At 42.7% G+C, this 13,051-nt stretch carries 11 protein-coding genes; 4 read left to right on the plus strand and 7 right to left on the minus strand.

Annotated features, from left to right (window positions below):
• Positions 1-750 precede the first annotated feature (750 nt).
• Positions 751-1,632, plus strand: coding sequence for a bifunctional methylenetetrahydrofolate dehydrogenase/methenyltetrahydrofolate cyclohydrolase FolD (gene folD / locus D0T84_RS20120; RefSeq protein WP_163309643.1), 882 nt, complete (start codon positions 751-753; stop codon positions 1,630-1,632).
• 64 nt (positions 1,633-1,696) lie between these two features.
• Here the strand turns inward: folD and D0T84_RS20125 are convergent, their stop codons facing one another.
• The 4 genes from D0T84_RS20125 to D0T84_RS20140 all read right to left on the minus strand — a co-directional run bounded on the left by D0T84_RS20125 (position 1,697) and on the right by D0T84_RS20140 (position 5,917).
• On the minus strand, positions 1,697-2,653 hold the full coding sequence (locus D0T84_RS20125) for a helix-turn-helix domain-containing protein (RefSeq protein ID WP_163309644.1): 957 nt from the start codon (positions 2,651-2,653) through the stop codon (positions 1,697-1,699).
• An 883-nt stretch (positions 2,654-3,536) separates the two neighbouring features.
• A complete protein-coding gene (gene rnc, locus D0T84_RS20130; protein WP_163309645.1) occupies positions 3,537-4,391 on the minus strand; it encodes a ribonuclease III in 855 nt (284 codons plus the stop codon).
• Between the two features lie 5 nt (positions 4,392-4,396).
• Positions 4,397-5,659 carry a beta-ketoacyl-ACP synthase II gene (fabF, locus tag D0T84_RS20135; RefSeq protein ID WP_163309646.1) on the minus strand — a complete coding sequence of 421 codons (1,263 nt, stop codon included), beginning with the start codon at positions 5,657-5,659 and terminating at the stop codon, positions 4,397-4,399.
• A gap of 21 nt (positions 5,660-5,680) precedes the next feature.
• Complete coding sequence (locus tag D0T84_RS20140) at positions 5,681-5,917, minus strand: acyl carrier protein (protein WP_135104617.1); 237 nt, start codon at positions 5,915-5,917, stop codon at positions 5,681-5,683.
• A gap of 155 nt (positions 5,918-6,072) precedes the next feature.
• On the opposite strand from D0T84_RS20140, the gene purN reads away from it, so the two are divergent.
• Entirely contained in the window at positions 6,073-6,642 is a 570-nt protein-coding gene (gene purN, locus D0T84_RS20145) for a phosphoribosylglycinamide formyltransferase (protein ID WP_163309647.1), read from the plus strand.
• Between the two features lies 1 nt (position 6,643).
• On the opposite strand, the gene D0T84_RS20150 is transcribed toward purN, so the two are convergent.
• Positions 6,644-7,897, minus strand: a complete 1,254-nt coding sequence (locus D0T84_RS20150) for a hypothetical protein (protein WP_163309648.1) — start codon at positions 7,895-7,897, stop codon at positions 6,644-6,646.
• Between the two features lie 151 nt (positions 7,898-8,048).
• Positions 8,049-9,302 (minus strand): hypothetical protein, encoded by a 1,254-nt coding sequence (locus D0T84_RS20155; RefSeq protein WP_163309649.1) that lies wholly within the window; start codon positions 9,300-9,302, stop codon positions 8,049-8,051.
• A gap of 137 nt (positions 9,303-9,439) precedes the next feature.
• On the opposite strand from D0T84_RS20155, the gene D0T84_RS20160 reads away from it, so the two are divergent.
• Both D0T84_RS20160 and D0T84_RS20165 read left to right on the plus strand, forming a co-directional pair.
• Positions 9,440-11,080, plus strand: coding sequence for a fumarate hydratase (locus D0T84_RS20160; RefSeq protein WP_163309650.1), 1,641 nt, complete (start codon positions 9,440-9,442; stop codon positions 11,078-11,080).
• Positions 11,081-11,265: 185 nt separating this feature from the next.
• Positions 11,266-12,183: a hypothetical protein gene (locus D0T84_RS20165; RefSeq protein WP_163309651.1), complete on the plus strand. Its 918-nt coding sequence runs from the start codon at positions 11,266-11,268 to the stop codon at positions 12,181-12,183.
• 59 nt (positions 12,184-12,242) lie between these two features.
• On the opposite strand, the gene D0T84_RS20170 is transcribed toward D0T84_RS20165, so the two are convergent.
• Positions 12,243-12,740 (minus strand): hypothetical protein, encoded by a 498-nt coding sequence (locus D0T84_RS20170; protein ID WP_255495492.1) that lies wholly within the window; start codon positions 12,738-12,740, stop codon positions 12,243-12,245.
• Positions 12,741-13,051: the final 311 nt, after the last annotated feature.

A 13,051-nucleotide genomic window follows, 5' to 3' on the forward strand; every position in this document is an offset into this window, starting at 1 on the left:
GAAAGACAAGTTGAGTATTAAAAAGAGGCTATATAAAGCTGCGTTGGATACTCAATATCTCAGGAAACTATTGAAAATTTGATGCGGTTGCCCTGGTAACGGTTGGAAAAATACCGAAGTTTTATTCTAACTGTTAGAGTAATTAGTTATCCTTGTAGAAGCCACCGGCCTTTTTACAAAATCTATCGGATTAGTGGGGGGCGTTATAGTGGGGTATTGTTAGAAATACCCCTGTTTTTTTGACATTTTTATATTTTCTATTTGTAGTAGTTTTGCCGTAATTTGACCCTGTTTTATGGGTTAACTTGACCCTAACTCTGTTTTTTAACTTTGTTTTAACCAATTTCCCATAAATATTCAAACTTAGCCTTACCCCTTTTCTACAAAGGAATTACATCTTTTTCGCCCTAAATACCCTATCAAAGAAAATCAAGGCAAAATCCACCCGAAATATACCGAGTTGTACAAATGGTTTTAAATCGGTCTTTTCTCAAAAACTCCCGAAACCCTTATGCATAAAAGGTTTAAACGTATTTAAACAAAGTGCCGTTTTGTACTTCTTGTATTGAGGGGGGTACTTAGCAACTTTTTTATGCTATTTTTGTATCTTTGAGCCATCTTTCAATAAGTAATGTAGGAACAGACCTGCGTGCCTGTCCAAAACAATGGCGAACTCACTGGTTTGCCCCTACAGCCTGAAATAATAACAAAAAGGTCGGCGACCTTATTTACATATCTAAAGTAATCTGTATGCAGTTAATCGACGGAAAGGCCATATCGGCACAAATGAAAAATGAAATAGCAGAAGAAGTCGCAAAAATAAAATCCGCAGGGGGCAAAACGCCGCATCTGGCTGCCGTACTGGTAGGGCACGACGGAGGCAGCGAGACTTATGTAGCCGCTAAAGTGCGCACCTGTGAAGAGGTAGGCTTCAAATCGTCGCTTATCCGCTTCGAGGACAATGTAAGCGAAGAGGAACTGCTTGCCTGTGTAGATAAACTGAATAAGGATGCCGATGTAGACGGATTTATCGTACAACTGCCCCTGCCGAAGCATATATCGGAACAGAAAGTAATAGAAGCCATCGATTACCGCAAAGATGTGGACGGGTTCCATCCCATCAATGTAGGACGCATGTCTATCGGGCTGCCTTGCTTTGTATCGGCTACCCCGGCGGGTATCATCGAACTGCTGAAAAGATATGGCATCCCTACGCAGGGCAAGCACTGTGTAGTGCTGGGGCGCAGCAACATCGTAGGCAAACCCGTGGCCACCCTGATGATGCAGAAAGGCTATCCGGGCGATGCCACGGTAACGGTATGCCACAGCCGTACGCCGAATATAAAAGAGGTTTGCCAGAGTGCCGACATCATTATTGCAGCACTGGGCGTACCCGAATTCCTGAAAGGGGATATGGTAAAAGACGGCGTTGTAGTCATCGATGTGGGTACTACGCGCGTACCTTCTGCCGACACTAAATCGGGATTCCGCCTCAAAGGAGATGTAGCCTTTGATGAGGTAGCAGTCAAGGCTTCGTTTATTACCCCTGTGCCGGGAGGTGTAGGCCCTATGACAATCATTTCGCTGATGAGGAATACTTTGCTGGCAGGAAAGAAGGAGATTTATAAATAGGCATCCCTCACAACCTCCCCAAAAGGGGGAGGAGAGTTAAAGACGCACTCTCCAGGGTAAGGTGTCACAACATCGTGTCCACCAGATGGCGTTGCTGTGTGAAATACTGGTTTCGCTGAAATTCGCCCGATACGGAAATCTGTGTCGAAAAGCGGATAAGCGATCTTATCCAAAGTCTCTGGCTTTCTAGCACATCAGGATTTCTGCATGACAGGTAATCTACACAAAAAACAGTTACCGAACTCGACTTGATACCTGCTCCCTCAATGTATGAATATGTAGCGTCAAATGATATATTTGAAATATAGATATCCGTTTTCTTACCGAAAGGCGATTCCCCTGCTGAGGCACATTTCTCTAAATCATCAATCAGCCTGAACAGATCCGCCTTTATCTGCGCCACCTCTTTTTTCTCCAACAGGCCCATAAAGGAAAAGTATTTCACTATGCCGATAAAATCTTCCACTATATGCTTGTCTAATATTATAGTAGAATCAATGTTAAGCAGGGCGTCGGCAGCCTGAGCCTGTATATCATATATTTTTCGGGGCAGGCGCATATCCGCCATTTTTCCGGGTATCTCAGTAGGCTTAAGCTGGTAAAACAATATGTACAGATATACTTTAGATATAGAATCGTACCTGCCAAAGAATTCGGCAGGCAAAGCCCGATAGGCCCGGTAAGAAAAACTATGCGGATCGGTTGAAATTTCCTCTATACCCGTTGCTATCTCGGTCAACATCCTGCAAAATTCACCCAGAGGATCTTTCAGGAAGAGAGCCTGCAACTGATAGTCGTACAGTTCCTTATCATCCCCATAGACTAACCTGTCAAAAGAGAGATTGAATTTTTTACAAATCACAGCGGCCTCGTCCAATGTAAAAGGTATTTCGCCCCGAAGCCTGCGATACGCGGCCTCCCTTCCCATAGGCAAAATATCCATCAATGTATTTACTGCTGTTCGTTTTCCGGCATGATTTTTTTTTAGGGCATTTATCAGTTTATCATTTATATAACTCATATACATTTAATAAACGTTTGAATATGTAACGTCTAATATACGGTTTTTTTAACAAAAAGTCAACCTATAACAAAAAAAACTATCCGAATATTACATTTTATTACAATCATGCGAATCAGAGGTTAAATTAGTAGTTGAAACGATGTTTAATATAATTGTTGGATTATGCTGCGCGCAATCACAGATTGCTTGCCTTACTTTTGGCCGAAGCTCCAAAAGTAAGCAAAAAAGCATTGCGCCCCGCTTCGCCGTACGACCCACCAACGGTTTGCCGGCTGAATGAAGTGATGAAAGATTCATCATTGCGATAATTGGCAGACGATGCTTAGAAGCGCCCGCACTTCATTCTACGCCGCCTGCACCGGGTGGGTACCCCGTACGCTTGCTAACGGCGCTGGCTGACGCCTGACGAGGATAGTCGTCTTTGAAGCACTTGGCGTCGCATTGCGGCTCCGCGCATAGGTTCCGCAGGCGGGGCACCCACCCGGTGCAGACGGCGTGAAACGGGATGTTGTCCGAGCCGAAGGCGAGTTTCGTCCCGTTTAGCCGGCAAGCCGTTGGTGGGTCGCCGAGGGACGAAGCGCTAGCCTTTTGCCTTCTTTTGGGCAATGCCAAAAGAAGGGACAAGCCCGGGAGGGCGCGGCAGTTAAGAGCTGCTACTAAAATTTTTAGCTTGAGATGGTATTTAGGTATAAGCTTAAAGAACGTTTTAAGTAGCGAGGGCAGAACAAAAATTTGTTTTATCTTATGCCGAGTCATGCAAAACGACTAATGAAATCCAACGTTTTCGTTAAGTAATGAGTGCAGAATCAAGTTTACTTGAACCAGAACGGTCAACGTAGTTAAATTATGCCATTGCGAGAACGACTAATAAAATTGGGGCTTAATGTCCGTTTTTTTCAGTATCAGATGAAGCTGCTTCCTGTATTTCTTCCTGTACATTCAGGTATGCTTGGTTTTGCACCTGCTGCTTCCCATACAGATCGAAAATATGATTGCGGAAAGATGTATCGCGTTGTAATTTAGTATAAGCTTCTTTCGCCGCTTTTTGCTGGGATTCTTTTTTAGAATAGCCTGTTCCCAAGCCAGCCTGCTCACCTAGTATATTTACAGCGGTCTTAAATATGGGTGTATTGTTTGTGTCGACAAAACTGTCGATGAGGTCGAAACTGACAGATATTTTCTGCTTCTGGCTCCATTCTATCAATCTCGATTTATAGTTCGCCTCCTGTTCGGCCACAGTGTCTATATTCAGGTGCTCCTGTATCAGGCGCTCAAAAACAAACCGTTTAGCAATACGGTATCCCTGATCCAGATATATTGCCCCTATCAGCGCTTCCAGCGCGTTGCCATACATGTGTGTATTGGGGGCTGTGTTCTTCGCAGATGTCTTTATCAGTTTATCAATGCCCAGCTCTACGGCAAGTTTGTTTAATGTCTCACGCTGAACAATCTTGGAACGCATGTTGGTAAGGAAGCCTTCTTTCTTATACTCAAACTGCTTGAATACAATATCGGCGACAATGGCATCGAGGATAGCGTCGCCCAGAAACTCGAGGCGCTCGTTGTTTATCCACCTGCCATCCTTCATTTTTATAGACGAGGATTTATGCAGAAGCGCCTGTTGGTACAAGGTTATATTGTATGGATAGAAGCCGAATATCTTAAAAAAAGATACATAAGGCTCCTTCCCTCTTTTGGGAAGAAGCCTTACTCCACGATATATCTTTTTAAGCACGCGACTTATTTCTTGAACTTCTTTACTATTATGCAAGCATTATGTCCTCCAAAACCAAAAGTATTAGAAAGTGCTGCGTTCACAGTCCTTTTCTCTGCTTTATTAAACGTAAGGTTCAGCTTATAATCAATTTCGGGATCTTCGTCACCTTCTGTGAAATTGATGGTAGGCGGAACTATGTCATTCTGCACAGATAGTATACAGAACATTGCTTCCAATGCTCCGGCTGCTCCCAGCAGGTGACCGGTCATCGATTTTGTAGAACTAACATTCAGGTTATAGGCATGCTCTCCGAAAACATCCTTGATCGCTTTGATTTCGGACGGATCGCCAACCGGAGTCGAGGTTCCGTGTACATTTACGTAATCAAGTTCGGATGGTTGCATGTGAGCATCCTCCAGTGCATTTTTCATTACCAGCTTAGCTCCCAAGCCTTCGGGATGCGATGCTGTCAGGTGATAAGCGTCTGCCGACATACCTCCACCTACAACTTCCGCATATATTTTAGCACCACGGGCTAATGCATGATCCAACTCTTCGAGAATAAGACAAGCGGAACCTTCTCCTATAACAAACCCATCGCGGCTCTTGCTGAAAGGGCGGGACGCGGTCTGAGGAGAATCGTTACGTGTAGATAAAGCGGTCATCGCGTTGAAGCCTCCGACACCTGAAGCTGTAATAGCAGCCTCAGCACCACCTACAACCATCACATCGGCCTTGCCCAGACGAATCTGGTCGAATGCCACAATAGTGCTGTGTGTAGATGAAGCACATGCCGAAACGGTACCAAAGTTAGGGCCGCGAAGGCCATGACGTATCGAAATCAATCCGGACGCGATATCCGAAATCATCTTAGGGATAAAGAACGGATTAAATTTAGGGCCCATATCCTCATGCGAAAAATAGTATCCTACTTCTTCTTCGAAGGTTTTGATACCACCTATACCTGCTGAGAAAATAACTCCTATCTTGTCACGGTTTTCTTTTTCAAGATCCAGTTTCGAATCTTTTATAGCTTCTTCGGATGCTCCTATTGCAAGTAATGTATATCTATCGCACTTACGAATTTCTTTCCTGTCCATATAGGAAGACGGATCGAAATCTTTTACTTCGCAAGCAAATTGTGTTTTAAATTTTGACGCGTCAAAATGAGTAATAGGTCCAGCCCCGCTTATTCCTTTCAGCGCGTTGCTCCATGTTGTAGCTACATCGTTCCCTAAAGGAGTTACCGAACCTAGACCTGTTACTACTACTCTTTTTAATTCCATAAGTAAATATTGGAAAAAAAATTATTTTGCATTTGCTTCAATGTAAGAGATAGCGTCTCCTACTGTAGCGATTTTTTCAGTTTGATCATCTGGAATAGAAATACCGAATTCTTTTTCAAATTCCATGATTAATTCTACTGTGTCAAGTGAATCTGCTCCTAGATCGTTTGTAAAGCTAGCAGTATCAGTTACTTCAGACTCTTCAACACCTAACTTATCAACAATGATTGCTTTCACTTTTGATGCTACTTCTGACATAATTTTTAATTTTGATTAATAATGAATATTTATTTTTTAATTTTGTCGGTGCAAAGTAACAGTTTTTTATCCATACGAAACAAATATTTTACAGATAAAATAGTTAAAATTGCACATTTTTTTTATTTGTGTGCAGACTTAGTAAAAAAATATTTATGATGAATATTGCCATTTTCGCCTCTGGATCAGGATCTAACGCCGAAAATATAGCGAACTACTTCAAAGGTAACAAAGAGGTATCCATATCACTTATTATCTCTAACAAGAAGGATGCCTATGTGCACGAACGGGCAAAAAAGCTGGGTATTAAGTCCGTCACATTTACAAAAAGTGAGTTTGAATCTACAAACCATGTACTGGAATACCTGAAGGATCACGACATAGACTTCATCGTGCTGGCCGGATACCTGCTCAAAGTTCCCGAAAACATACTCCTCGCCTACCCTCACAGGATAATCAACATACACCCCGCCCTGCTGCCAAAATACGGAGGCAGGGGAATGTACGGCGACAATGTGCATAAGGCTGTAGTAGAAGCCGGAGAAAAGGAGTCTGGCATTACGATACATTATGTAAACGAAAACTACGATGAAGGGGCTGTCATCTATCAGGCCAAATGCGCTGTCTTACCCGGAGACACATATGAAGATGTCGCAAAAAAAGTGCATACACTGGAGTATACGCACTTTCCTGTAATTATAGAAGATGTTCTGAAATCGCTCTGATCTAATCCTGAGGGTTGCCTGTACTATCCACAGGTTCGCTTACTTCTACCTCTACATTATTTACTGTTCTGGACAATACTATCGTCCCTCTTACTTCGGTTGGGGTAGATGTCGCTTTTTCCGGCTTAGGCTGTATAGTTTCAGCTTTTGGCTGAGATGATGTTTCAGCTTTTGTTTGTTCTGTCGCTTTTTGGCTTTGCGGTTGCCGGGCAGCCTCCTTCGTTGGCTCTTTTGCTCGCGGCTGAGTGGTTACCGGTGCAGGCCGGGGTGCGGATTCCACTACAGGCTGGGTTTCTTTTTTAGCCTCTTTCTTGTCTTTCCTGTTTTCCCTGTCCATCTTTATCCTTCTTACCGAACGCTTCACCGTATTATCTTCGGCAGGTTTACTTTTTTCTATTGACGGCTTGCTTTTTTCTACTGGCGGCTTGCTACTTTTCGCTGCCGGAGTGTTTCTTTTCGGAGCGGAAGTACGTACATTCTCTTTTTTGACATCCCTTGCTACAGACTGAGGCTGCACAGTCTCTTTGAGTTTCTCTGTCTCTTTGGGTTTCTCTGTTTTCGAAGATGATGCAGCATCCGGTGCAGACGCGCCTCTTCCCCTAAATCCGTTATCTATTTCTCCTCCAAAGAGCTCGGGCACACCTATTTTACGGGCGGCATTATCGGTAACAATGATGCGAACTTCGCCGTTCGGATTACCCGACGATGTGTTCTGTATTTCCATTTTACGTTCTATAATTTCCCCATGAACGAGCCGTCCCACTACATCCGGGTCTACCTGTATATCATTTATAAAATAAGATGGCTTATCGCCATAGTAAGCGTATCGTTGCGCAAGTTCCTCCGCAGATTTTTTCATCATTTCCTGCCGGATACTATCCGCCATCACTTTTGCCTTCTTTTCTTTTTCGCGATTATCTACATTCATTTTCGAAAGGCGGTAACCTAAACCTATATTGCCGGTTTTCAGCAGAGTCTGATCATTCTCTATTTCGCCTATCATCCTGTCGATATCCAACGTAGCGGCCTCTAGCGAGTTATAGTCTGACCGCATATTGGCATATACGGAGTCTGCTCCCGGCAGGTTATTTTTCCGCAGAAAGCCGTTCTCGGGATCCTTCATTCCCCTACCACTTACAATCCGGGTTGTATCATTCGTGGTCACAATGTACTTATCCCCTATCTTTTGGGCATATCCCAATAGAGGAAGTAAAAGCATTGCTATCAGAAATATTATATATTTACGTATATCCATTTGTTTGTGTTTACTTACAGAGTTCACCATATTATACAATAAATAATCTTCTGTATGTGTATATATTGCGCAAATATACAAGATTTTTCGTGAATGATAACGGCTCTTACATATTTTAGTATAAATATTGCTGCTTTTTAAGAAACTGTTACTAAGAGTCTATACTGCCCTTTGTTGTGTCTATCTCTGTTTTAGGCCGTTCCCTGTATGCCGGAGAAACAGAAGGATCGAACTCAAAGAATATACATTCTGCATGTTTGCCATCAGAAACATCTCTTAACGAAAACACCAATATATATTTGTCTTTTATCCTGGTGCAATCTGCGATATGGAGCGTGCCATAAAACGAGCCATTATTTGTCTTACTACTGTATCCGTCCTGCAGCTTAAAATTGTACACAACGCCGTTATATGCCAGTTCATAATACCCCATCTGCAAATTGTTGGGAATAAAACTCCCCTTTCCTCCCGGCATATACGACCCAACAGTGATTCGTCCTGTTTCTTTCAGGGTAATATCATAATTGGTATTTGTCTTTTCTTTTTCTGCGAATAAAGGATATGCGGATATATCCTGTACAATTTTATATTTCTTGAGTTCTGGCAGATTGAAAGACAAATAACCCAGCCCGGATTTGACAATCAGATCATAATCATCATTTCCAAACCTGTAAGTACTATTTTTGTGTTGTCCCAGAAAATCTTTTACCCATCCGGCAAGGTATTTTTCAATTTCATCTTCGAAAATTTTGCAGGCTACAGAATAGATACTGTCACTGCTATCGCTACTCCCATAACTCTCCCTCTTAGGACGCTCCATCCCTGTTAAGACAAACTGGTAACCCCTGTTTTTCAAAACTTCATGAAAAATTTTATTATCCGGATATTTCGACTCATTAACAAAATTTAAGTACGTTTTTTCGAGGTCGAATTTAATAATACTATCTATTACAATATCATTTTTAAAATCATAAATATAAAAGTCGACCGGCTTCTTATAGCCTCCTTCTATGCTGAATATGTGATAGTCATCAAAGGTTCTTGCAAACTGGATATCAGCTCCATCTTTAACCACATTCAACTTGTCGCGCCATTTAAACTTCACAGGTTTACCCGTTTTGTCCACCATCTGATATTTCCCTGATTCACTGTACCGCCTCTCGTAGTAGGTATTTCCATTTATCACATACCTGTAGAAACGATAAAAAGATTCCCTGTCATATTCTATATCTTTTTCCGGTCTTGGAAAAACAACTCTGAGCACAGGCTTTTTCATAGCAGCCAACTCTTCCAGATGATAGTATTCGGGATGCCTGTCCTCTTCGGTTCTGACACAGGCAGTACAGGATGTATAAAGAATAACAAAAAATAATGAAACGGCAAAAGCTTTAAAGATTGGCTCCATACTTGTTTGCGTAAGATGATTTTATAACAAAGATATTAAAATATTTATTAATTATTATTGACTCTATATTATTGAAACAGTCTCTTTATTTTCGTACTTTTGTCTAAAACTAAAAAACAACTATTAAGTATATTATTATGGCAACTCCATCATTTAAGTATCAGGAAACGTTCCCTTTGGGTAAGGACACTACAGAATATTACCTTCTGTCGAAAGACTATGTGTCTACAGCCAGTTTCGAAGGGCAGGAAATCCTGAAAGTAGAGCCGGAAGCGCTTACATTGCTGGCTCAGCACGCATTTCACAATGTCGAATTCCTGCTTCGCCCAGAACATCAGGAACAAGTGGCAAAAATACTGTCAGACCCTGAAGCCAGCGACAACGACAAGTTCGTAGCACTTACATTCCTTCGCAACTCCGAGATTTCGGCAAAGGGTGTACTTCCTTTCTGTCAGGATACGGGAACAGCTATCATCATGGGTAAGAAAGGACAAAATGTGTGGACTGGCGGAAATGATGAGGAAGCCCTTTCGAAAGGTGTATACAACACATTTACAGAAGATAACCTGCGCTATTCGCAGAACGCGCCTCTGGATATGTACAAAGAGGTGAATACAGGTACTAACCTGCCAGCACAGATAGACCTGTATGCCATCAACGGAAACGAATACAAATTCCTTTTTGTAGCTAAAGGCGGAGGTTCTGCCAACAAGACATACCTGTATCAGGAAACGAAAGCATTGCTTACTCCTGAAAAACTGGAACCATTCCTGATAGAGAAAATGAAGTCGCTGGGTACAGCAGCCTGCCCTCCTTACCACATCGCGTTCGTAATCGGGGGTACTTCTGCCGAAACCAACCTGAAAACGGTAAAACTGGCTTCTACCAAATATTACGATGCCCTGCCTACTTCGGGCAACGAAGGCGGACAGGCATTCCGCGATCTGGAAATGGAAGCAAAATTATTGAAGGCTGCACAGGAACTGGGTCTTGGCGCGCAGTTTGGTGGTAAGTTCTTTGCACACGACATCCGTGTGGTACGTCTTCCCCGCCACGGAGCATCGTGCCCTGTGGGTATGGGCGTATCTTGTTCGGCAGACAGGAACATTAAAGGAAAAATCAACAAAGATGGTGTCTGGCTCGAAAAACTGGAGGATAATCCAACACGCCTCATTCCTGAAGAATTGCGCAATGCAGGCGAAGGCGGAGGTGTGAAAATAGACCTGAACCGCCCGATGAAAGAGATACTGGCCGAACTGACCAAATATCCTGTTTCTACCCGCTTGTCGCTTACAGGAACTATCATTGTGGGACGCGATATAGCTCACGCTAAATTGCAGGAACGCATCGACAGGGGTGAAGGCCTGCCTCAATATATCAAAGACCATCCTATCTATTACGCAGGCCCTGCCAAAACGCCTAAGGGTTATGCAAGCGGCTCAATGGGACCAACTACTGCCGGACGCATGGACTCGTATGTAGACTCGTTCCAGTCGCATGGCGGCAGCATGATAATGATAGCAAAAGGTAACCGCAGCCAGCAGGTAACTGATGCCTGCCACAAGCACGGAGGCTTCTATCTGGGCAGCATTGGCGGCCCTGCTGCTATCCTTGCTCAAAACAGCATCAAGAGCCTCGAATGCCTCGAATATCCAGAACTGGGTATGGAGGCCATCTGGAAAATTGAGGTAGTTGATTTCCCTGCGTTTATCCTTGTGGATGATAAGGGTAATGACTTCTTCCAACAGTTGAAACCGATTAATTGCGCTATGTGCTAACATATACAACTAACCAATCTGTTGAATGAATAAACGGATATCACTGTAAATGATATCCGTTTATTTTTTTATTATGATTATTCACAACCCCGCTAAACCTTTATCTAAAATTACAGTCTATCTGTATATAGAGCCCCCCCAACCTCCCCTAAGGGAGGCTTAGGGCAAAGCCAAAAAACAAAAATATGAAAACAAATACGAATCAAGACCCTCTCTGCAAGTCCCCTTTTGGTGGATTGAGGGGGCTATTTGGGGTACTTATCCTGCTGCTGTGTCTCTCGCTTGCTGCCTGCGACAAGGACGACCCTTACATAGAACCGACACCAACCCCCACACCTGACCCTGACCCAAATCCGCCCGCTGTAAAGGAAAATATCGTCTTTAATTTGGATGGCAACCTGATACGTGCCGGAAAGGAGAAATCAGGCGATGCGGTCTTTAATATCAATGGGGATTTTATACGCGCGGGTGAAAAGACGGATGGTGACATCGTATTTAATCTGGATGATAAATTGATACGCGCCGGAAAAGACAAATCGGGTGATGTGGTCTTTAATATAGACGGCAACTATATTCGTGCGGGCAGCAAAACCGATGGGGATATTGTATTTAATATGGATGGGGAGTATGTGAGAGGGGGAGAAGGGAAGGAGAGTATGTATATATTTTCTATTCGGGAATCCTATGGCGGTTCTGGTAGTTATGAAGTAAAAACTGGGGAGCTAGCTCAATGGTATAAAAATGGCAGTGTGCTGTTTTCTATTCGGGAATCCTATGGCGGTTCTGGTAGTTATGAAGTAAAAACTGGGGAGCTAGCTCAATGGTATAAAAATGGTAGTGTGCTGTTTTCTATTCGGGAATCCTATGGCGGTTCTGGTAGTTATGAAGTAAAAACTGGGGAGCTAGCTCAATGGTATAAAAATGGTAGTGTGCTGTTTTCTATTCGGGAATCCTATGGCGATTCTGGTAGTTATGAAGTAAAAACTGGGGAGCTAGCTCAATGGTATAAAAATGGTAGTGTGCTGTTTTCTATTCGGGAATCCTATAGCGGTTCTGGTAGTTATGAAGTAAAAACTGGGGAGCTAGCTCAATGGTATCATTGAAAGAAGCTGTATTATATCTGTATAAATTAAAGACAGGGGATTTATATCCCCTGCATATATTACACCCCCGACCAGCCACTAACACTAACCATACTATCCTCTACTTTATGAATATCGGTTACAGCTACTTTTGATTCTATTTTGATAGATTTTATAGCCTGTATCAGACTTTCGTTGTCTATATTATTTGTTGGTTCTATAACTGGCAACTGTCCTCCGTCAGCTAGCATACTCTTAAAAGAAGGTTGTAAACCCTGGGAAGAACGGGAGAAAAAAGTGTTGAGGTCGTTAGGTTTTAACTCTCGTTTTTGCTCATTGATATATTTAACCAATCCCAGATTTTTATCTGTAGAAATGCGGTTGATAACAAATTCACCTCCTTCTACTTCCATATTTGTACCTTCAATGCGCATACCGCCCTGCGAATGGCGTTTGCCACGGAGAAGGCCTCCATCTTCGAGTTTGGCAAGCTGCTTTGTCATAATGGCTACCTGTACCGCTCCTTGCGCAGCTTGAATAGCGGCTAAGATTTGTCCGATAATGGGTCCTTTAGCCAATGCTTTGGTTACACCTTCGTATAATTTAATATACTATTTACCTACTATTAGATTCAGGGTAAAAGCACCAAAATCGGATACTCTTTTTTAAATATTCCACATATGTATAACATCGCATGTACAGCGTAGCACAGCTTACGTCCACATACGGTTAATAAAGTCAGATCTCATGCGAGGCCTTGATGGATATAAGTAATGGAAAGTATTTATCATTACTTAGTCTCTCCTTACGAATATAAAAGTTTCCAAATATTTTTCATTTCGCTAGCATTTTCATCAGTAGAAAACTATTTGCATTTGGTTGGCAGCAT

The sequence above is a fragment of the Dysgonomonas sp. 521 genome (assembly GCF_010501055.1).
Lineage (GTDB): Bacteria > Bacteroidota > Bacteroidia > Bacteroidales > Dysgonomonadaceae > Dysgonomonas.

Bases quoted from the DNA above. Each gene is read 5' to 3' on its own strand.
- folD (WP_163309643.1), top strand. From the start codon at position 751: ATGCAGTTAATCGACGGAAAGGCCATATCGGCACAAATGAAAAATGAA.
- D0T84_RS20125 (WP_163309644.1), bottom strand. From the start codon at position 2,653: ATGAGTTATATAAATGATAAACTGATAAATGCCCTAAAAAAAAATCAT.
- fabF (WP_163309646.1), bottom strand. From the start codon at position 5,659: ATGGAATTAAAAAGAGTAGTAGTAACAGGTCTAGGTTCGGTAACTCCT.
- D0T84_RS20140 (WP_135104617.1), bottom strand. From the start codon at position 5,917: ATGTCAGAAGTAGCATCAAAAGTGAAAGCAATCATTGTTGATAAGTTA.
- purN (WP_163309647.1), top strand. From the start codon at position 6,073: ATGATGAATATTGCCATTTTCGCCTCTGGATCAGGATCTAACGCCGAA.
- D0T84_RS20150 (WP_163309648.1), bottom strand. From the start codon at position 7,897: ATGGATATACGTAAATATATAATATTTCTGATAGCAATGCTTTTACTT.
- D0T84_RS20155 (WP_163309649.1), bottom strand. From the start codon at position 9,302: ATGGAGCCAATCTTTAAAGCTTTTGCCGTTTCATTATTTTTTGTTATT.
- D0T84_RS20160 (WP_163309650.1), top strand. From the start codon at position 9,440: ATGGCAACTCCATCATTTAAGTATCAGGAAACGTTCCCTTTGGGTAAG.
- D0T84_RS20165 (WP_163309651.1), top strand. From the start codon at position 11,266: ATGAAAACAAATACGAATCAAGACCCTCTCTGCAAGTCCCCTTTTGGT.